Origin of the sequence: Jonquetella anthropi DSM 22815 (genome assembly GCF_000237805.1) — a bacterium.
In the GTDB taxonomy this organism is placed as follows: domain Bacteria; phylum Synergistota; class Synergistia; order Synergistales; family Dethiosulfovibrionaceae; genus Jonquetella; species Jonquetella anthropi.
In genome coordinates this window covers 333,891-353,978 of sequence record NZ_CM001376.1, presented here as the reverse complement: position 1 = coordinate 353,978, position 20,088 = coordinate 333,891, and the positions used below count along the sequence as shown (strand labels likewise).

The window sequence follows — 20,088 nt, the reverse complement described above, 5'->3', positions numbered from 1 at the left end:
TCTACTCGCCCTCCAGCGTTCGAACTTTCTGCCCCTCGTGCAGGAACGAGACTCCCGCCACGGCGATCCGCTCGCCGACGGCCAAGTCCCCGGTCACCAGAGCCCGGCCGTTCACGTACCGAGTCACCTTCACTTCCCGCTTCTGGGCCTGTCCGTCTTTGATGACCCACACGACCGTCCGGCCGTCCGGCGACGCCAGAGAGTTCGACGACACGGAAAAGACCTTCTCGTCGCCCGCCTTGGGCTTGGTCGACACGGTGACAGTCACGGGCATGCCGGGCAGGAGGAAGACGCCCTGAGGCGCTTCCGTCAGGGACACCGTCACGGGGTACGTGCGGGTCATCGGGTCAGCCTTCGTCCCCATGTCCTTGAACTTGAGCGGGAACGACTTGCCAGGGGCGGCGTCAAACGACGCCTCGCCGGTCAAAAAGTCGATGCCGGGGAACCGAACCATATCCAGATCGGGCACGTTGATCTTAATATCCAGATCCCCGACCGTCTGAAGCTCGACGATCGGCTGGGACGCCTGGACATCTTGGAAGTTGTCGACAAGCCGGCGGGCGATCACGCCGTCGAACGGCGCCTCGAGCCGGGTATCCCGAAGCGCGTCTTGGGCGGCCGCCAGCTGGGCTTTGGACGACTCTACCCCAGACGAGGCGAGCCGATAGGCCGTCTGAGCCTGCTCAAACGCCGCCTGAGCGATGGCGCCGGACTTGCGCAGCGCCGAAGCCCGCTGAAAGTCGTTTTTCGCCTGAGCGAGCCGGGCCGAGGCGACCGACAGGCCGGCCGTCGCGTTCTCCACCTTAGTTCGGTAATCCCTCTCGTCGAGCCGAGCCAGTAGCTGCCCCTTCTTGACTGCATCGCCCTCCGACACGGGAAGCTCCACCAGCGGGCCGTACACCCGAAACGACAGGCTCACCTGCCGGGAGCCCTCAAGGGTCCCGTAGTACTTAAAGGTCTGGGCGTCCTGAAAAAAAGAGACGGCCTCCACCTTCACCGGCCGTTCCGGCTCAACGGGAACTGGTTCCTTCTGAAACCCCCGCCACGCCAGCACTGTGCCGCCCACAAAGAGCAGCACCACACAGCCCAACAGCAGGGCTCTCCCAAACAGCCAGAACAAAGGAGTCTTCTTCATGGACTTCCTCCCAAAAACATTCAGCCACCGCACCCTTCAGCGACTGTATTATCTCTTCGTGCCGTTATTTTAACACAGTTGGTGAAAAAACCACCCGTCTTCCGCCCGAGGCCCCCTCGCAGGATTACCTATCTGCATTGACTCTCCATACATGTCGTACTATAATTCATATGAACAACTATAGGAGGTGTTTATATGAAAGCTGAGACTTCCCCTGTTGATCTGTTCCCCGAAAAGCGGCTGGACGACCTGGCCGACCTGTACCGAATGTTTGCCGACACGACTCGGGTCCGCCTGCTGTACCTGCTCAGCCAAGGAGAGCTTTCAGTCAATGAGCTGGCCCACCGGCTCTCCATGAGCCAGTCGGCGGTGTCCCATCAGCTCCGGCAGCTTCGGATCGCCAAGCTGGTTCGGACGCGGCGCGAAGGGCGCACGATCTATTACTCCCTCGCCGACAGCCACGTTGAAGCCCTGCTCCACGTCGGGCTGGAACACGTGAGCGAGCCGTGAGCTCGGCCATCTACCGCTGGCCCGTCGAAGGGCTGGCCTGCCCGGACTGCGCGCGAAAAATTGCCCGCGAGCTGACGTTCCTGCCCGACGTCCGCTCCGCCGCGTTTGACCTCTCAAGAGGCCTGCTGACGCTGTCAGCCCGGGACGGCGCCGACGAGGCGGCCCTGCGCCGCCAGTGTCAAAAGGTTGGCCGGCAGATCGAGCCGACCCTGACGATCGTCGGGCCGCAGGCGCGAGGAACCATGCCGAAAAACGCGTTTCTGGGCGCCGCGCTCCGCTCGGGCCTGCTGGCCGGAGCCGTCCTGCTGTTTGCCGGGCTCTGCGCTTCCGGCGCGCTCCGAACCTTCCTGCTGTTTGCCGGCTGGGCTACCGCGGGCTGGACGACGGTCCGCGCCGCGTGCCGGACCGTTCGGCGGGGAGACTTTTTCAACGAGTTCGTCCTCATGACCGCGGCGACGCTCGGCGCGTGGTGTCTCGGTCAGGGCGCCGAGGCCGCGTCGGTCATGGTGTTCTACCAGTTGGGCGAGGCGCTCCAGTCGTTGGCCGTCGCCAAGTCCCGGCGGGACATCGCCGCTCTGATGGACATCCGCCCCGAGACGGCCCACCTTCTCCGAAACGGCGAACCCGTCACGGCCACGCCGCAGGAGCTGCGCCCCGGTGACACCGTCGCCGTTCTGCCCGGCGAAAAGGTGCCGGCCGACGCGGTCGTGACCGACGGCCGGTCCAGCATCGACTCGTCGGCCCTCACCGGCGAGTCCCTTCCAGAGGACGTGACTGTCGGAAGCCCCCTGTTGGGCGGCACGCTCAACCTGACAGGCCGGCTGGAAGCGAAGGTCACCGCCCCGTTCAGCGGCTCGGCGGTCGCACGGGTCCTCGCGATGGTCGAAGGAGCCGGCTCGCGAAAGGCCCGGCTGGAGCGGTTCATCACCCGCTTTGCCAGATACTACACCCCAGCGGTGTTCGCCGCCGCCCTGCTGACCGCTCTCCTGCCGCCCCTTCTGTTCCTCCAGCCGTGGGCGGTCTGGGCCTATCGGGGACTCGTGTTCCTCGTCATCTCCTGTCCCTGCGCCCTCGTCATCGCGGTCCCGCTGACGTTCTTCGCCGGGCTGGGCGCCGCGTCCCGACACGGCGTTGTCGTCAAGGGAAGCACTTACCTTGAAGCGCTGGCGCGCGTCCGGGCCGCCGCCTTCGACAAGACCGGCACGATCACCACCGGCAGGCCGGCTGTCACGGCGATCCGCGGCGCGTCCCTGGCTGAAAACGATCTGCTGGCTCTGGCCGCGTCGCTGGAGTCCGGGTCCAACCACCCGATGGCGCAGGCCGTCGTCCGCCTGGCGGCAAGCCGCGGGCTGGCCGTCTCCCGGGCGGGAGACCTGCAGGAACTTCCCGGCCGAGGCGTCACCGGATCGGTGAACGGGGAAACGTACTTTCTCGGTAACTCGGCCCTGATGGCCGATCAGGGCGCCAAGATTCCCGATGAGTTCGCCGACGCTTCGATTCACCTGTGCCGCTCCGGCGAGTGGATCGGCTGTCTGTCCGCCGCCGACTCGGTCAAGCCCGACGCGGCTTCCGGCCTGAAAGCGCTCCGGCACTTGGGAGCTGGCTTCCAAGCCATGGTCACAGGCGACAGCAAGTCGGCCGCCGACGCGGCCTCGAGCGGGTTGGAACTTGACGAGGTCAAAGCGTGCCTTCTGCCCGACGAGAAGGTCCTGTCCCTTGACGGCTTCAGACAATACGCCGGCAGCGGTTCGCTGATATTCGTCGGCGACGGCATCAACGACGCGCCGGTTCTGGCGGCCGCCGACGTGGGCGTCGCCATGGGCGGCCTCGGCAGCGACGCCGCCGTAGAAGCTTCCGACGCCGTCGTCATGAACGACAAGCTCACGTCGCTGGCCGACGGCGTGTCGGTCGCCCAGCACACCGTGCGGGTTGCCCGGTGCATCGTCGCCGCCGTGCTGGCCGTCAAGGCCGGTGTGATGATTCTCGATCTGTTCGGCCTCGCCGACATGTGGCTCGCCGTCTTCGCCGACGTGGGAGTCACCATGGTCGCCGTGGGCGTCGCACTCTCCATCATCCGCTGGTGTCCTCACCGACACAGAAACTGCTACTGCTCCGGCTTTGAAAGCCGCTGACAGGCAAGAACAAAGCCCCGTCCGAAATCGGACGGGGCTTTGTCGTACTCGAAAGTTACAGTCCCAGCGCGTTGGGAAGCCACAGGACCAGCGACGGCACGTAGGTCGTCAGCAGCAGCACCGCCAACAGCGGTATCAGCATGATCATCAAATCCTTGAACATCTCGCGCAGCGACGTCTTCGCGATCTCGCAGGACACGAACAGACAGACGCCCAACGGCGGCGTGCACATACCGATCGTCAGGTTCACCGCCACGATGACGCCGAAGTGCACCAAGTCGATGCCGAACGTCTTCACCAGCGGCAGGAACAGCGGGACGAAAATGGTAATCGCGCTGGTCGTGTCGATGAACGTCCCGGCGATCAGCAGGATCACGTTCATCACGAGAAGCGCGCCCCACTTGGTGTGAATAACCGACAGCAGCGCGGCGGCGATGGACTGGGGGATCATCTGCACGGTCATGAACCAGATAAACAGCCGGGCCGTCATCAGCACGGTCAGGATCACTCCGTTCGTGACCGCGGCGCTGACGAACGCCTCCCAGATCGACTTCCAGCTCAGTTCCCGGTACACCAGCCCGCCCAGCACGAGCGAGTACGCCACGGCGACCGACGCCGATTCGGTGGGAGTGAACACGCCGCCCACGATACCGCCCACGATGATGACCGGCATGATCAGAGCGAGCAGCGCGTCCTTAAAGCCCTGCCGCAGTTCCTTGAATGACGCCCGCTTGGCGCGCCCGACGTAGCCGCGCCGGCGGCTGATCAGCCAGTTGGCCAGCATGAGGAAAAAGCCCATCAGCAGGCCGGGAATCATGCCGCCCATGAACAGTTTAGCGATGGAGCTGCTGACGATGACCCCGTAAACGACCAGCGGAATGGACGGCGGGATAATCGGCCCGATCGAGCCGGACGTCGCCACGAGAGAGGCGGCATACGGCGCTGAGTACCCCTTGGAGAGCATCTCGGAAATCAGAAGCGCCCCGATGGCCGCCGTCGCCGCAATGGCAGAGCCTGTGACGGCGGCAAAAATCATCGACGCCACAATGGCAACCATGCCCAGCCCGCCGGGCCAGTGGCCGACCAACGACTCAGAAAAGTCGGTAATGCGCTTTGAAATGCCGCCGACCGCCATCAGGTTGCCCGCCAAAATGAACAGCGGAATGGCGATGAACGCGAAGTTGTCCACGCCGCCGATCATCTGCTGAACTGTCACCTGCATGGGAAGCCCCGTGCCCAGCAGGCCGGTCAGGGTCACGGCCCCGAGAGAAAACGCGATCGGCACGCCAAGAAGGAAGACGGCAAAAAGCCCGACGATCCAGAGCACGGCTACCGCCTCCCCGCCTCAGCCTGCTTGGCCCCGCTCAGGGCGCGAACCTGACGGACCGCCTGAACCGCCAGACAGGCTAGCATCACAGCCACAGTGATTGGCACGCTCACGTACATCACGCCCATCGGCACGCGGACGTAGTTTGCCATCTGGTCCATGTTGCTCTGCACGAACGGAATCGAGTACCAGAAAATAGCCGCCAAGAAGAACAGCATGACCGCCGTCGCCAGCAGGTCAAACCACGGCCGAAACTTGGCGGGGAAGGCCTGAACGAGCACGTCAATGTTCAGGTGCCCCCGTTTCATCACGCCGACGGCCATGCCGAGAAACACCGAGTAGACGAACGCAAAACGGGTCACGTCCGAAGCCCACGGCATGGACACGTGGAAGACGTACCGTTCGATCACCTGACCGAACGTCACAAGAAAGACAATTACCAGGCAGAATCCGGCAATCGCCGAAAAGACAGCCTGCAGCTTTTTCATCGCTTTCCCCCCTATCTGCGGCAAAGGGGCCGAGCTTCTGCCCGGCCCCTTTCGTTATCGCCGGTTCAGCCCGCAGTCGGCGCCTATTCGGTCACCGACGCCGCAATCGCCTTGGCCTCTTCCATCAGATCGGCCGGCACGGTCTCCTGAGCCAGCTTCGCGATGCTCTCCGTCGCCTTGGCAAACGCGTCCAAATCCGGGCGCTCTTCCACCTGAACGCCGGCGACCTTGATCTCCGCCAGCCGCTGGGCGTCCAGCTCGGCCAGCTTGGCGCGCTGCCAAACCGCCGTCTCCTTCGCCGCGTCCGTCAGGATCTGCTGGTACTTGGGATCCAAACTGTCAAACCACTTGGGATTGGCCAGAACGAGCGCCGGCTCGTAGGTGTGCCGCGTCAGGGACAGGTACTTTTGAACTTCGTAGAACTTCATCGAGTAAATCGTAGCGATGGGGTTTTCCTGACCGTCCACGACCTTCTGCTGAAGGGCGCTGTACAGCTCGCCGAAGGGAATCGGCGTGGGAATGGCTCCCAAAGCCTTGATGAGCTCCATCTTGAGCTTGGACTCCTGAACGCGGATCTTCATGTCCTTCATGTCTTCCGGCGTCTTCACCGGCTGACGGTCGTTCGTCATGTTGCGGAAGCCGACTTCCCAATAAGCCAAGTTGTGGAAGCCCTTGTCGAGCATGATCTTATTCAGCTTTTCGCCCACGCTGCCGTCCATCACGGCGTAGACTTGGGCAGGCGTCTTGAAGAGGAACGGCACGCCGAACAGGTCAAACTCGGGGACGAACCCGGTCATGTTGCTGGGACTCAAGGAACCAATCTCAACCGTCCCCATGCGGACGCCCTCGGCCAGCTCCCGCTCGCCGCCCAACTGGCCCTGCGGGAAAATCGTCACCGTCAGTTCGCCGCCGGACTTCTCCTCGACCAACTGTTTGAAGTGCTCCGCGCCGATGTTGTACTGGTGTTCCAAGCTGCCCGAGTGGGCGAACTTGATATTGATCGCCCCGTAACAAGCCGTCGCCATCACCATCGCACCAACCACCGCTGCCGCAAACCGAACCTGTTTCATCTTTTTCCCCCCTAAAAAATTTGATTTACCGTCTCAAATCTCGTTCTTGCTCTGTCGCCTTCTGCGCTTTTTGAGGCTACGGTCTGGGACAAAAGTCTCCCAAGCTGTAGATCCCCGGGCGCCGATCCCTGAACACGTTAATTGAGCTGCGAATGTCCCGGATAACCGACAGGTCAAAATCGGCGCTGATGATTTCCTCGCTCTTGCCGGCCCGCGCCAGCGTCTCGCCCCACGGGTTGATCAGCGACGAATTTCCGCCGTACTGGGTTTTCCCCGCCGTCCCGCAGGAGTTGCACAGAGCCAGGAAAACCTGATTTTCAATCGCCCGAGCCTCGGACAGGACGGTCAGGTGCGGGATCCGAACTGAAGGCCACTGGGCGACGACGAACAACACGTCGATGTCCTTCAGCGTCATAGTCCGAATCAGCTCAGGAAAACGAATGTCGTAGCAGATGATGACTCCGCACCGAGCGTCGTCCAGCTGAAAGACGCTTGTGTGGTCGCCCCACGCGTAGGACTGATGCTCCGCCATCGGCGTGAACAGGTGAACCTTGTCGTACTCGGCAACGACGCCCCCCTGACGGTCGAACACATAGGACGTGTTGTAGATCTTACCCCGCTTCACGTTGCTCACCGACCCGGCGACGATGTTGATCTTGAGCCGCCGCGCCAGCGCCCCGATCTCCGCCTTGACCCGCGCGCCGTCGGCGTCGCAGAGCTCTTTCAGCCCGTCGGTCGGGAAAAATCCCGTGTTCCACGTCTCCGGCAAAAGGACCACGTCGGGCTTCCCCTCCGCGGCCCGGCAGATGAGTTCAGCCGCGTGGGCGAAGTTGGCGTCGACGTCGCCGAGTTTCATGTTCATCTGAATTGAACTGACTTTCACCAGTGCGTTCCTCCTTTCGGATTTTTGTCAGGAAACACCCGCCCGAACTAGTTTCTGTCAGGCAGCTGCCTGACCGTGTAGGCCATTTTAATTTCCCGGCCTAGGACCGGATCGGTCAAGCTCAGCTCCCACTTTTGGCCGAAAACCGTCTCTCCGCCAAGAATCGGCAGGGTGCCGCTGAACAGGGCGTAAGGCTCTTCCGGCAGCGGCGAATCCGCTCCGGCCAGCTCCATCAGCTTTTCCGGCTCCAGCATCTGGCCGAGCTTGCCGGACTGGTAAAGCTCGCCGTCCACAAACGTCTTGAGCTCGATCTCGTCCCAGTGATCCCGTATTTCGTCCACCAGCCACGCCACGGGCGCGACCACCTTGGTGCAGACCTGCTTCGCCTTGGAGACGGAGACCTTTTCAATCGCCCGGTCGGTGTGCTCGCTGGCCGGCATCACGACCAGCCGGCCGCAGCAGGTTCGGGCGAGAAAGACCTCCCCTTCGCCGGACGTCGAGCCCCCCACGACCCAAAGCTCGCTTCGGTCAGTCACCCGGGCCGGCTCAATCCAGTACATCGTCGGCACCTTGGCCGGAGCAGGGACGCCCAGCTTGCGCAGCTCCTCCACGTGGGCCCGGACGCTTTCCTGATTTCGCCCGGTATAGCCGGCCGCCACGCACGACTCCCAGACGAGCGCCGCCTTCCGGCTCAGTCCGGACTTCTCGATCACAACCGTTTCCATTCTCATGTTGCCTCTCTCCTTTCGATGAAGCTCCAGTTCCCCCCAAAACCCCGCGGCTTACCACACCGCCAGCTCCCGGGGCGAACGGGTAATGAACTCCGGCCCCCGGGGCGTTATCTCCACCATGTCCCCGATCACCGCGCCGCCGACGGCGGCCGAAAAAACGTTCGGGTGCAGCTCAAAGACCATGCCGGGACGGACTTCCACGCTCTCCGGCTCCTGAGCCGGCGGGGCGTAGTCGTGAGGAAAAGGCCCGGTGAGAATCGGCTCCTCGTAGTCCAGTCCCAAGCCGTGGCCGTCCCGGAACCGAAAGAGGCTCCCCCACTCGTCCCGCTTCCTCCGCTCCAGCACGTCCGTCATCGCCCCAGCGGCGTTCTTCAGATCATTCCCGGGCCGCAGCTTCCCGAACCCGGCGTCCTCCATGGCCTTGACCGTCTCGAACAGCTCGACCTGCCGGGCGTCAGGCGTCCCGACCGCCCCCGTGCGGAGCTCGTGTCCCCAGTACCCTTCGTACATCAGGAAGATGCCCAAGAGCACCTGATCTCCCGTCTGAGGCGTCCGCAGCCCCTCGTCTCTGGTGAAGCGGCACCGGTCAGCCCGGGGCGCGACGGTGAGCCACGTCTGAGCGTATTCGGCCCCCTCGTCCTTGGCGATGTGCTCCAAAGCCGCCTGTATCTGATACGCCGGCTTCCCGCTCCGAACCAGCCCGCCTAGGCTGGCGACCATACGGTCGCAGATCTCGCCGCCTCGCCGGTGAAGCTCCAGCTCCCACGGCTCCTTGACGGTCCGCCGGCGGGCCAAAAGCCCTTCGCCGTCGCCCCAGCGCGGCCCGCAGCCACTCAGAGCCGCCCACAGCGGCCAGCTCATCCAGTTTTTCCCCGCCACGGCGACCAGCTCGCCACGGGCGAAAAGCTCTCTGACTCGGGAAGCCGCTTCCGCGGGGAACTGATCCGGCGGCACGAAGAGGACCTCGACGCCGGGCAAAGTCTCTGAGGCCCGCGCCGCGTAGAACACGTTCTGGACCAAAAGAACCGGCCGGCGCCGGGCCTTCAGAAGGAGCAAGGCGAACGAGTTGAGCGGGTTAAAGTCCACCAAGTACCGCAAAAAGCCGAGAGAACCGTTGGCGACACCTAAAGCCGATCCCCACGCCCCGACGGCCAGCCCGGAAAATTCCTCCGCCGCCAGATCGGCTAGGACGTCTGAGCGCCGAGCCTCAAAAAGGTCAGACTTCCAGCTCATGGCAGCCGCCCCGATCCTCCCCGCCGACGTCGTTGGTAACCAACATCTGTTCGGTGATGTTCAGGTGTTCCTGCAGGCTCTGCCGAGACAGTCGCACCTTGCCCAAGCGCAGGGCCTCGACGACTTTTCCGTGCTCGGCCAGCACGTCGCTGTACCGAAACGGCGTCATAGCCAGCATGCCGTACCAGATCATCTCGTCGCTGACCGTCTGCCAGAACCGAAGCAGGGGCTTGTTGCCCACCACGTGGAACGGCACGGCGTGAAACATCTGGTCTGTGACGATGAACTGAAAAAGCTGTCCCTCCAGTTGGCTCATCTTCCCGTCCAACCGTTTCATCTGCTCGGCCGCTTCGGCGGTACGGCCGCAGGTAAAGAGCATCTCGAGAACCGCCAGTTCCAGCAGCGACCGAGCCTGAAACGTCTGGCGCATCTCATCAAAGTTCACCTCTCGGACGTTCAGGCACTTCCGGGCGCTGATTTTCAGCCACCCCTGCTGAGCTAGCCGCTGAACGGCCTCCCGCACAGGCGTTCGGCTCATGTTCAGTTCACCAGCCAGCGCCCGTTCCTGCAGAACGGTCCCCGGCTGGTACTCCAGCGAAAGAATCCCCCGTTTAATTCGGTCGTACGCGACCACCGCGAGTTTGTCCGGTTTATCTGGCATGCCAGCGCCTCCTCTGGTATACCACTTGATTGTACAACGCCGTGCCGTTTCGTCAATACTCTAACAAAGTAAACTGGAACTTTTTCTTTCAAAGTTTTTGTGGGCCGATCGACTTGGACGCCCGCCATGCAAAATATGCCTCAAACTTCCCCAAGCCCAAAGGGCAAGACAAGCCTCGGGGCTTACGTCTCTAGGGGCACGCTCCGAGCGCGGGCCTCTGCGAAAGGCCGCGTCATTAGATTTCCCCAAAAACTCAAGAGCAACGCGCCCTTCCCGTCTTGCGCCTCTGGCAGGAGCACAAGCACGGGTGTCCTGTACGAAAGACACCCCCCAGACCTTCCGAAGCTCAAAGGACAAGACAAGCCACAAGACTTCCGTTCCCGAGCCGCGCAGGCCAAAGCGCCGCCCTGCACGGCAGTCCCCCAGACTTTCTGAGGCTTAAAGGACAAGGCGAGCCTTGGGGCTTTCGTCTCTAGGGACACGGGCGCGAGCATGGCCCTCTGTGAAAGACGGCGTCATCAGACTTCCCCAAGCCCAAAGGGCAAGACAATCCTCGGGGCTTTCGTCTCTAGGGGCACGGGCACGAGCGCGAGCCCTTTGTGTAAGGCCCCGTCATTAGATTTCCCCAAAACTCAAGAGCAACGCGCCCTTCCCGTCTTGCGTCTTTGGCGGGGCCACAAGCACAAGTGTTCCCTGTGAAAGACACGCCCTTAGGCTTTCTGAAACTGAAAGGGACAACTCGAGGCCGCCATATACGAGCCACGACGCCGATTGATTTCCATCAAAAAAGGCCGTCCGTCGCTTTAAAAAGCGACAGACGGCCCGATATGGCGTTTATAGGCTATTTCAGCAGGTTCGGGGACCGGCGCAGGAAACAGTTGTAGAGCCGGACGAACAGAAAGGCGTACAGCGGAATGGTGAAGCACTGGGCGATGAACGCCGGGGGCATGGTGACAGCCGGCGACACGTGGAAAAAGGCCCAAATGCACAGGGGCACGGCCGTGGCCGATACGAGCCCGGAAACGGCCATCGGCAGTAGCGTGCCGGCGAACGAGAGCTTTCTTCCCGTCAGGTCCCAAACCAAGGCCGGGAGCATTCCGCGAATGCCGGCGGTCAGAGTGAAGACCGGAATGTACGGCCCCATCGGGTTGATCATGTAGCCCAGCAGGTCGCCGATGGCGCCGACGGCGAAGCCGGAAGCCGACCCAAACGCCATGCCGGCAAAAATCGGGGCGAGCGGGCCAAAGCCGATCCGCACGCCTTCAATGCTGCCCATCGGGATCCGCAGGCTGAGTATTCTGCTTAAAACGATATTCAGGCTCACGAGAAGAGCCAGCGCCGCCAGACGGCGGGGAGACAAACGAGAGTTCATAGATGACACCGATCCTTTCATAGCGGTCCCTTATTCTAACTGACGCCCAAGATTTGGTCAAACACGTCAGAAGGAACCAGCGAACCGCCGGTCAGCCACGCCAAGGCCGGCGTCGGCCGCCCAGCGGCCTCCCAGCCGGCCAGCGCCGCCGCGGCTGACGGCTCGGCTTTAACTCCCCGCCGTCTCAGCCGCCGGGACCAGTCGATCATGTTCTCGTTCCTAACCGTCAAAGCGCCGTAGACTAACGGCTCCAACACGCGAAGCGCCAGAGCGGAGGCCGTTCCCACCGCCAGACCGTCAGCTTCGGTCTGGCCGCCCAGCCCCCAGTCGGTCACTGGGAACGGAGCGCCGGTCAGAAGCCCCGCCAAAACGCAGGGGAACTGAACCGGCTCGACGAGCCAGAACCTGACGCCCGAACCAAGGGCACAGGCCAGCCCGAACGCGACGCCGGCAGGAGCGCCGCCCACGCCGCAGGGCAAAAAGACGTTCAGCGGACGATCCGCGCTGAACGCTATTCCTTCAGCGGCCAGCTGTCGGGCTGTTTCCGGCCCGGCCGCGCTGTAGCCGGCAAAAAGAAGCGGCGAGTTCTCGTCGTCCACAAAGTGGGCCATCGGGTCGCCCTGACAGGCTGCCCTTCCTTGGGCGACCGCTTGGCTGTACGGGCCGTCGTGTTCCACCACTTCCGCGCCCCGGCGTCGAAGGAGTTCTTTTTTCCACGCCTTGGCGTCCCGGGACATGTGGACGGTCGTCTGAAAGCCCAACGCCGCGCCAATCGAGCCGACGCTCAGTCCTAAGTTGCCGGTCGAGCCCACAGCGAGACGCCGCGACGAGAAAACCGCCCGCGCCTCGGCGCCGGCCAGCTCAAGAGCCGTCCCGGCGACCAAGCCCGATTCAAGCGCGGCCCGCTCGGCGTGCCGCAGGACCTCGTAAAAGCCGCCGCGGGTCTTCACCGAGCCGGTGACCGGCAGACAACAGTCCATTTTCAGCCAAAGTCCGGCTTCGCCCTCACAGCGGACGACCGGCGACTCGACCGCGCCGCCGGCCATTGACGGGAAAAGGGCGGCCAGCAAGGGCGCCCACCGCCTGAAATCCTCGGCGGCCCGAAGGGGCACGTCCGTCGGCTGACCACAGGCTGAAACGGCCGCTTCCATCGGCAGACGACGCGGCGCGAGCCACCGAACCGGCTGGGCCTCTTTGACGAGCTGGACGCTGAAACGCTCCGACCCGGCGGTCACCTGCAAAACCTCAGAGGACTTCTACCAGAGTGACTTCAAAGTTCAGCCGCTTGCCCGCCAATTCGTGGTTCGCGTCCAGCTCCACAGACGCCTCGTCGACGCTGGCAATCTTCGCCGGCGCGTGTCCCACCAACAGGCGGTCTCCGACCTTCGGCGAGTACCCTTTCGGCAACCTGTTCCGAGCCACCCGGAACACCATATCGCTTCGGTACTCCCCGTACGCGTCGGCCGGATCCAGCTTCAGCGTTCTCGTCTCGCCCACGGCCATGCCCTCGACGCCCCGGTCGAACCCCGGGATCATCTGGCCGGCTCCCACGACGAACTCCAGCGGCTCGCGCCCGTCAACCTTTGACGAGTCGAAAACCGTCCCGTCGTCCAGCGTGCCGGTGTAATGAACTCGGATTTTTTTGCCCTTCTCGGCTGTGGTCATTGCCTTTCCTCCTGCGCCGGATCCTTTCCGGCCTCTATCGCCCCGATGATCTCCATCAGGGACTCCCATCGGCTCATCCGCTCTTCCAATCTCGAAACGGCCTGCGCCCTGCCGATCATCGCGCTTTCCAGCTTCGTCCCGCTGGCGATGACCGACGGATCGCACAGCTGCCCGTCGAGTTCGGCAATCAATGCCTCGTCGGCGGCAATGTCCTTTTCCAGTTCGGCCAGCTGGGCCGCGTACTCTTTCTTCCGCCGGTAAATCTCGTTTCGCCGCTCGCCTTCCTCTCGGCGGCGGGCCCGCCGGTCGTTTCGATCCGCCGCGCTCTCCGCCGGGGACGAGGCTTCGGCCGCGGCCATCTGCCGCTCCCGCGCGGCGATGTACCAGCTGTAGTTCCCCTGATAGTCGAACAGCCGATGATCTCGGATCTCGAGCACCCGATCGGCCAGCAGGTTTAAAAAGTACCGGTCGTGGGACACGATGAGCAGCGTGCCCGAATACGCCAAGACCGCCTGCTGAAAAAGCTCTCGGGTCGCCATGTCCAAGTGGTTGGTCGGCTCGTCCAGAATCAGGAAGTTGGACGGCTTCATCAGGATTTTTGCCAGAGCCAGCCGGGACTTCTCGCCGCCGGAAAGGACGGCGACGCGCTTTTCCAAGTCGTCCGGGCCGAACAGGAAACAGCCCAGCAGCCCGTGCCTCTGGCCCTGAGTCCAGTCCGGCGACTGGGAGACGGCCTCCTGCCAGACCGTGTTCTCGTAGCACAGGTTCTCCGACGACGACTGAGAAAAGTACGCCGCTTCCACCCCGTGCCCCAGCGTGACGGAACCGCCGCTCGGCTTTTCGACGCCGGCCAGCAGCCGCGACAGCGTGGACTTGCCCGCGCCGTTGACGCCCACCAGCGCTACTTTTTCGCCCCGCAGAATTTCAAACGTCAGGCCGGAGAAAACCGGCTCGTCGTACTCTTTCGCCAAGTTCTCCGCCTTCAGGACGACCCGCCCGGACTGGCGGCAGTCTGGAAAGCGCATTGAGACCGTCCGTTCCTTCTGAACCGTCTGGACGGGCTCCATCTGCTCCAGCCGCTTGATTCGGCTTTGCGCCTGCGTCGCCTTGCTGGCCTTGTACCGAAACCGCTCCACGTAGGACTGCAGGTGCTCCATCTCGGCGCGCTGCCGTTTCGCCTGCTTGGCGAGAAGTTCTGCCTGAGCCTCCGATATGGCTAAGTAATCGGAAAAGTTTCCTCTCGTGCAGGTCAGCCGGCCGTTTTCCAAGTGAGCCACCGACGTGACGATCTTGTCCATAAAAAACCGGTCGTGCGAAATGGCCACCATCGTGCCGTCATAGCCTGACAGCCAGCTCTCGAGCCATTCCATGCTCTCGGTGTCCAGGTGGTTTGTCGGCTCGTCAAGCAGCATGTGATCCGGCCGGCAGAGAAGGAGCGCCGCCAGCGATATTCTCATCTTCCAGCCGCCGGAAAAGTCCGAGCACCTCTTTCCCGCGTCGCCGGGACGAAAACCAAGGCCGCCTAATGTCTTGGCGGCCATGCTCTCAAACTCATATCCGCCCAGCCGTTCGTACTGGGCCTGCAGTCTGGCGTGCCGGTTCAGGTCGTCCGGCCCAGCGGACGCGCCCATTCGGGCCTCGGCGTCCTTCAGCCGGTCGGCGGCCTCGGTCAGGCCGGTTCGTTCTTTCAGGTACTCCATCAGAGGAATCGGCGGCAGCTCGGCCAAATCCTGCGGCAGGTATCCGACCGTCGCGCCGGACGGAGATATCCGAATCTCGCCCGAATCGGCGGACACCTGCCCCACAATCGTCCGCAGCAGCGTCGTCTTGCCGACCCCGTTGGCGCCCACCAGAGCCGTTCGGGCCCCGTCGGGCACCTGCCAGTTCAGCCCGTCAAAAAGACGCCGGCCGCCCGGCAGGGTCAGGCACAGATCAACAACTTGAATCATCCGTCGTTCTTCGGGGACTTCGCCTTGGCGTACAGCTGCCGGCGCACTTCCTCGGTCTTCATGTTCAGCTTGGTCTCAAAATCGGCGCGGGCCGCCAGCAGAGCCCGCTGGTGATCCTCCGCCGCCTGAGTGAGCCGGAAATCGGCCATGCGCAGCTGGCGCTCTTTCTCGTCCAGCTTCTGACGCAGATCCTCCTCGACCGAGTGGGCCTTGATTTCCACCTTTCGCACCCCAGCTCGAATCCGACGATCCACGTCCTTTTGAAGGTCCTGAAACGCCCGCTCCTGATCGGCCAACTGGCTTTGGACGTGAAGTAGCTCGCCCCGTACCTTGTCGAACCGATCCCGATCCTCCCGTTTCGCCCGCTCGGCCTCGTCAGCCAAGAGCTTATTCATCTCCTCGGACTGACGGAGCTGTTCTTCCGATCGGGTCAACGCGGCCTGAAGCTGCGTGGCCCGGTCTTCGGCCGCGCGGACGCTCTCGCCGGCGACCAGCTGCTCTTGAGAATGTTTGAGCTTCAAACACTCGGCGGCGTCCTTGTGCAGCCGTTCCGCCCGAGCCATTTCGGCTTTCATTTCCTCGATCGTCGCCTTTAACAGCGCCGATTCCGACCGGGCGCTCCGAAGATCCGCGTTCAGCTGCTCCGAAAACGCCACGTCGTGGCGATAGTTGCGCAGGGCCTCGGAAAGCTGCTGGGTCTGAATCGACATGGAATTGATATTCCGCTGCGCCTCAGCCAGAGCGCTCCGATTTTCCATCAACTGTTTCTGCAGCTGATCGATCACGTCGTCTCTCTGCTTGATATCGTCGCGGAAACTCTTATCCGCCGACGCGGCCCGCGCCCGCTCAGAAGTCAAAGTCTCGCCCAACTCGGCACAGCACGCGAACAGCCTGTCGCCCAACGACGACACCTGTTCAAGCGCCCGCTTGTATTCTTCTACGTCAGGTACTGACGGGGCCAAAGAGGCCGGGTCAACCTCTGTTTTCTTCATCTCGTCGCTCATGACTTCCTCCCCGCGTCCTCGTTCCGTTTTTTAGAATCCTTCGCCCTGAAGCCTTTCCAACCGGCAAAGTCCCCCGCCGCTTTCCGCGGCCGCCCTCCGCCGTCAGCGCCCCGAACCGGATTTTTCCCGTCGTCGGACCGAGGCCGGTCAAATCTTTTAGGCCGCTTCTCCTCCTGCGGAGCCGGCTTCTCCGACGAGCATCGGGCGCTTCTGCCCTCAGGCCCAGCGGCTTTTTTCGGCCCCTCGGCTCTGGGGGGAAAGTGCCGAGTCGGCGCCTTGTCCTTTGGGTGAAGAACCGCATGTCCCCGCCACTGCCGCGCGGCCGACTCGGCCTTCTGAGCCGCCGGAGCCGGCCTGTGATACCCTAAAAGCTCCGCCGCCGACTGGCCAGCCAGCCAGCCGGTTGTCCAGCAGGCCTGCAGGTTGTACCCGCCGGTCGGGCCGTCCACGTCCAACAGCTCGCCGGCAAAAAACAGGTTCGGCACCTTCGTGCAGGCCATCGTCTTGGGGTTCACGTCGTCAAGGCTCACGCCGCCGCGGGTCACAATCGCCCAGCGGAACCCGGCCAGCTCGGTCGGCGTGACGGAAAACTCCTTCATCGCGTCAACCAACGCCGCCTTGTTCTCCGGCGTCAAGCTCCCGGCCGGATCGCCTTCCTGAAGCCCCGCCAGTCGAATCACCACCGGGATAATCTCCTTGGGCAGCATCTTCCGCAGGGCAAACCTCAGCGGCAGATCCCCCTCAGCGGGGAACTCCCGGTCAAGCCGGGCGATAAACCGATCCCGATCGAGCGCCGGTTTCAGGTCAATACGCAGCCGCAGTTTTCCCTGCGGCAGCAGCTCACCAATTCTCGCCGCCATATCCATTGCCGTCGCGCCGGTCACGCCGAACGGGGCGAAGTCCATCTCGCCAAACCGCTCGTCCACCGGCTCGCCGTTTAAAAACAGCGTCAGCCGAACGTTCTTCAGCTTCAGCCCGTTCAGCTCGGCGCAGAATTTCTCCCGGCACTTCACCGGACATATCGCCGGGCGCGGCTCTTCAATCGTACAGCCCACCCGCTTGGCCCATCGGTACCCGTCGCCGGTCGACCCAGTCGCTGGGAACGACTGGCCGCCCGTCGCCAAGACGAACGCCCGGCCGTCGATCTCTCCCTGTCGAGTGATGACCCGTCGAATCTTTCCGCCCGACGCGTCCAGCCCCTTCACCTCGGTGGACGACAGCACCAGCACCCGGCGGGCGTGCAGCTCCCGCCGCAAAGCCGCCGTCACGGCGCTCGAGTCCTGCCCCATCTGGGGATAAAGCCGCTTTCCCCGCTCGCGGACGGCCCTCACGCCGCAGGAAGCGAAAAACGCCACCGTCTCGTTCAGCCCGAACTCCCGCAGCGCCTGCTCCATAAACGCCGCGCCTTTGCCGTACCCCTGAGCGAGGACGGCCGCGTCCGGCTCGTCGTGAGCGAAGTTGCACCGGCCTCTGCCGGTCAACCCCAGCTTGCGCCCCAGCTCGTCGTTTTTCTCAAGCAGCAGCACCGACGCGCCCATCTGGGCGGCGCGAAGAGCGGCCATCATCCCGGCTGGGCCGCCGCCGATTACAATCACGTCAAAACTGTTCATGGCTCGCTCCTCCGTTCGTCAAGCTTCGACCGAATTGTTTTATAGTACCACGAAGCGCCGACGCCGAGAAGTGTCAGGCATCAAAACATCCGCCAGCCGGCGGGCTTGGCAGCCCCGCGAAGAAAACCCACCAAAGGCTTCTTGGCAGGAAGACGCCGGCTCGGTATCATGAAAAGATCAAGACAAAACAGAGGGGATTGATCCGTATGAAAAACGCCTTCCTATTCGTCGATATCCAGCGGGACTTCTGCCCCGGCGGCGCTCTGGCGGTCGCCGACGGTGACAGCGTCGTCCCGGTCGCCAATCGGCTTTCAGCTCTCGCCGCCCGTCATGGCTGCCCCGCCTTCTTCAGCCGCGACTGGCACCCGGCAAACCACGTCAGCTTTGCCGCCTCAGGCGGGCCGTGGCCGCCCCACTGCGTCGCCCAAACGCCGGGCGCGCAATTCGCCGACGGGCTCACGCTTCCGCCCGAAAGCCGCGTGATCAGCAAAGGCACGTCCCCCGACCGGGACGCCTACTCGGCGTTTGACCGCACTGGCCTCGCCGAACTGATTCGCCGCACCGGCGCGGAAAGGCTCTTCGTCTGCGGGCTGGCAACCGACTACTGCGTCGCCGCCACGGTCAAAGACGCCCTGACGGAAGGGTTCGCCGTCTCGGTCGTTCAGGACGGCTGCCGGGCCGTGAACGTCTCGCCCAGCGACGGCGACCGAGCGCTGGAAGAAATGCGCCGCGCCGGCGCCCTGTTGACCGACTCGGCCGCAGTAGCGGAGCTCCTCCAATGAAGACATACCTCGCCTTCGACGCCGGCACCATGGGCACGAAAACCGCCCTGTACGACCTGTCAGGCCGCCTCTTGGCCGAAAGCTACTGGGAGAACCCAATCGCCTTTCCTCGGCCCGGCTGGGCCCAGCTCGACGTCATGACCTTCCTCGAAAACTTTCGTCACGGCGCGGCCGAATGCCTCGCCGCCTCCGGCGTCAACGGACAAACCGTCGCGGCCGTAACAGGCAGCGGCATCATCTGCGGCGTCGTCGGCGTCGACGGCGCTTTCAACCCGGTCACACCCTTCATTCCTTACTTAGACAACCGAGCCGCGCCCTTGGCGGCCCAAATGCGCCAGACCTGCCCGCCCTACTGGCAGGAAGAGTGCGGCTGCGCCCAGCTCGACGAGTTTCTGCCTCCCGTCGTCGCCCGCTGGCTCTTGAACTCGCCCGACGGCGACAAAATCCACAAAATCGTCAACAACGGCCCGTTCGTCCTGTCCCGTCTCGCCGGCCTCTCGGCCCGCGACGCGTTCATCGACTGGGCCACCCTCTCCGGCTGGATGGCCGGCTACGACGTCAGGACGCGGGACTGGTCGGCCAGACAGCTCGAAGGGCTGAACCTCCCCCGCCGCTACCTGCCCCAAATCGTCGAGCCGTGGAAAGTCGTCGGCGGCCTCTGCGAAGCCGAAGCCAGCGCCCTAGGCCTCAAACCGGGAATACCGGTTGTCGCCGGCGCCGGCGACGTCATGCAGGCCATCCTCGGCGCCGGGGCGGTCTCGCCGGGCGATGGCGTCGACATCGCCGGGACGGCGTCCATCTTCGCCCTCTCGGTCCAAGAACCCCTTGGGCCGGTCAGCGCTCGGCCGGGCTTTTACTACGCCATGGGAACCGAGCGGGACAGCTCGTTCTACTGGACCATGATCCGCGCCGGCGGCCTGTCGCTCCGGTGGTTCCGCGATCAGATCTGCTGCAAGTCCCAGGACCGGGCCTTCTACAGCCGAATGGACGACGCGGCGGCCCAAACGCCCGAAGGAAGCGACGGCGTACTCTTCTACCCGTACATACAGGGCGCCGGTCCCGACCTGCCGGGGGCGAGCGGCGTCTTCCTCGGCCTTCACGGCTCCAGCGGACGCCCCCTGCTCTGGCGGTCAATCCTCGAAGGCATCGCCTTTGAGTACCGGAAAGTCGTCGACTTTTACCGAAGCTGCGGCCTGCCTGTCCTCCGCGTCGTCGGAACCGAAGGCGGCAGCCGAAGCGACCTGTGGAGCCAAATAAAAAGCGACATGCTCGCCTGCCCGTACGTCCGCCTCTCCCGCCCTTCCGGCGGCCTGATGGCCAACGCCGCTCTGGCCGCCTTCGGCTGCGGCGACCTGTCCAGCCTCAGGGGAACGTTATCGGGCTGGAACGCGCCCCGGGACGCCGTCACACCTCGAGAGGACGTCTCGAACCTCTACAGCCGCCGTTCAGCCGAGCGGCGAAAAATACTCGCCCACCTGTCCCACATCTGGGCCCTCTGACCGACCGACAAAAGAACAGACAAAAGAAAGGAGCGCT

At 63.6% G+C, this 20,088-nt stretch carries 18 protein-coding genes; 4 read left to right on the top strand and 14 right to left on the bottom strand.

Annotated features, from left to right (window positions below):
- Position 1 precedes the first annotated feature (1 nt).
- A complete protein-coding gene (locus JONANDRAFT_RS01530) occupies positions 2-1,135 on the bottom strand; it encodes an efflux RND transporter periplasmic adaptor subunit (protein WP_008520144.1) in 1,134 nt (377 codons plus the stop codon).
- A gap of 195 nt (positions 1,136-1,330) precedes the next feature.
- On the opposite strand from JONANDRAFT_RS01530, the gene JONANDRAFT_RS01525 reads away from it, so the two are divergent.
- The gene (locus JONANDRAFT_RS01525; protein ID WP_008520143.1) at positions 1,331-1,645 is read left to right on the top strand and encodes an ArsR/SmtB family transcription factor; all 315 of its coding nucleotides are present in this window, start codon (positions 1,331-1,333) and stop codon (positions 1,643-1,645) included.
- Positions 1,642-3,777 (top strand): heavy metal translocating P-type ATPase, encoded by a 2,136-nt coding sequence (locus JONANDRAFT_RS01520; protein ID WP_008520142.1) that lies wholly within the window; start codon positions 1,642-1,644, stop codon positions 3,775-3,777. The genes JONANDRAFT_RS01525 and JONANDRAFT_RS01520 overlap by 4 nt, the downstream gene beginning before the upstream one ends.
- Before the next feature lie 55 nt (positions 3,778-3,832).
- Here JONANDRAFT_RS01520 and JONANDRAFT_RS01515 read toward each other — a convergent pair whose 3' ends face one another.
- The 13 genes from JONANDRAFT_RS01515 to JONANDRAFT_RS01455 all read right to left on the bottom strand — a co-directional run bounded on the left by JONANDRAFT_RS01515 (position 3,833) and on the right by JONANDRAFT_RS01455 (position 17,770).
- Positions 3,833-5,104: a TRAP transporter large permease gene (locus JONANDRAFT_RS01515; RefSeq protein WP_008520141.1), complete on the bottom strand. Its 1,272-nt coding sequence runs from the start codon at positions 5,102-5,104 to the stop codon at positions 3,833-3,835.
- Between the two features lie 2 nt (positions 5,105-5,106).
- Complete coding sequence (locus JONANDRAFT_RS01510) at positions 5,107-5,592, bottom strand: TRAP transporter small permease (protein WP_008520140.1); 486 nt, start codon at positions 5,590-5,592, stop codon at positions 5,107-5,109.
- Between the two features lie 83 nt (positions 5,593-5,675).
- Positions 5,676-6,662, bottom strand: coding sequence for a TRAP transporter substrate-binding protein (locus JONANDRAFT_RS01505; protein WP_008520139.1), 987 nt, complete (start codon positions 6,660-6,662; stop codon positions 5,676-5,678).
- Between the two features lie 76 nt (positions 6,663-6,738).
- Positions 6,739-7,545, bottom strand: coding sequence for a carbon-nitrogen family hydrolase (locus JONANDRAFT_RS01500; protein WP_008522505.1), 807 nt, complete (start codon positions 7,543-7,545; stop codon positions 6,739-6,741).
- Positions 7,546-7,592: 47 nt separating this feature from the next.
- On the bottom strand, positions 7,593-8,276 hold the full coding sequence (locus JONANDRAFT_RS01495; protein ID WP_008520135.1) for a DUF2848 family protein: 684 nt from the start codon (positions 8,274-8,276) through the stop codon (positions 7,593-7,595).
- Between the two features lie 51 nt (positions 8,277-8,327).
- A complete protein-coding gene (locus JONANDRAFT_RS01490) occupies positions 8,328-9,509 on the bottom strand; it encodes a M24 family metallopeptidase (RefSeq protein ID WP_008520133.1) in 1,182 nt (393 codons plus the stop codon).
- A complete protein-coding gene (locus JONANDRAFT_RS01485; protein WP_008520131.1) occupies positions 9,493-10,170 on the bottom strand; it encodes a GntR family transcriptional regulator in 678 nt (225 codons plus the stop codon). Before JONANDRAFT_RS01485 ends, JONANDRAFT_RS01490 begins: the two co-directional genes overlap by 17 nt.
- 841 nt (positions 10,171-11,011) lie before the next feature.
- The gene (locus JONANDRAFT_RS01480) at positions 11,012-11,542 is read right to left on the bottom strand and encodes a folate family ECF transporter S component (RefSeq protein ID WP_008520125.1); all 531 of its coding nucleotides are present in this window, start codon (positions 11,540-11,542) and stop codon (positions 11,012-11,014) included.
- 35 nt (positions 11,543-11,577) lie between these two features.
- Complete coding sequence (locus tag JONANDRAFT_RS01475) at positions 11,578-12,777, bottom strand: D-serine ammonia-lyase (protein WP_008522504.1); 1,200 nt, start codon at positions 12,775-12,777, stop codon at positions 11,578-11,580.
- Positions 12,778-12,787: 10 nt separating this feature from the next.
- Positions 12,788-13,207, bottom strand: a complete 420-nt coding sequence (locus JONANDRAFT_RS01470) for an FKBP-type peptidyl-prolyl cis-trans isomerase (RefSeq protein ID WP_008520118.1) — start codon at positions 13,205-13,207, stop codon at positions 12,788-12,790.
- The gene (locus tag JONANDRAFT_RS01465; RefSeq protein ID WP_008520116.1) at positions 13,204-15,156 is read right to left on the bottom strand and encodes an ABC-F family ATP-binding cassette domain-containing protein; all 1,953 of its coding nucleotides are present in this window, start codon (positions 15,154-15,156) and stop codon (positions 13,204-13,206) included. The genes JONANDRAFT_RS01470 and JONANDRAFT_RS01465 overlap by 4 nt, the downstream gene beginning before the upstream one ends.
- Positions 15,153-16,160 (bottom strand): coiled-coil domain-containing protein, encoded by a 1,008-nt coding sequence (locus JONANDRAFT_RS01460; RefSeq protein WP_008520114.1) that lies wholly within the window; start codon positions 16,158-16,160, stop codon positions 15,153-15,155. The genes JONANDRAFT_RS01465 and JONANDRAFT_RS01460 overlap by 4 nt, the downstream gene beginning before the upstream one ends.
- Positions 16,157-17,770, bottom strand: a complete 1,614-nt coding sequence (locus JONANDRAFT_RS01455; protein ID WP_008520112.1) for a BaiN/RdsA family NAD(P)/FAD-dependent oxidoreductase — start codon at positions 17,768-17,770, stop codon at positions 16,157-16,159. Before JONANDRAFT_RS01455 ends, JONANDRAFT_RS01460 begins: the two co-directional genes overlap by 4 nt.
- Positions 17,771-17,976: 206 nt before the next feature.
- On the opposite strand from JONANDRAFT_RS01455, the gene JONANDRAFT_RS01450 reads away from it, so the two are divergent.
- Together JONANDRAFT_RS01450 and JONANDRAFT_RS01445 are read left to right on the top strand one after the other, a co-directional pair.
- Entirely contained in the window at positions 17,977-18,552 is a 576-nt protein-coding gene (locus tag JONANDRAFT_RS01450; protein ID WP_008520110.1) for a nicotinamidase, read from the top strand.
- On the top strand, positions 18,549-20,051 hold the full coding sequence (locus JONANDRAFT_RS01445) for an FGGY-family carbohydrate kinase (RefSeq protein WP_008520109.1): 1,503 nt from the start codon (positions 18,549-18,551) through the stop codon (positions 20,049-20,051). The genes JONANDRAFT_RS01450 and JONANDRAFT_RS01445 overlap by 4 nt, the downstream gene beginning before the upstream one ends.
- The last annotated feature ends 37 nt before the right edge of the window (positions 20,052-20,088 follow it).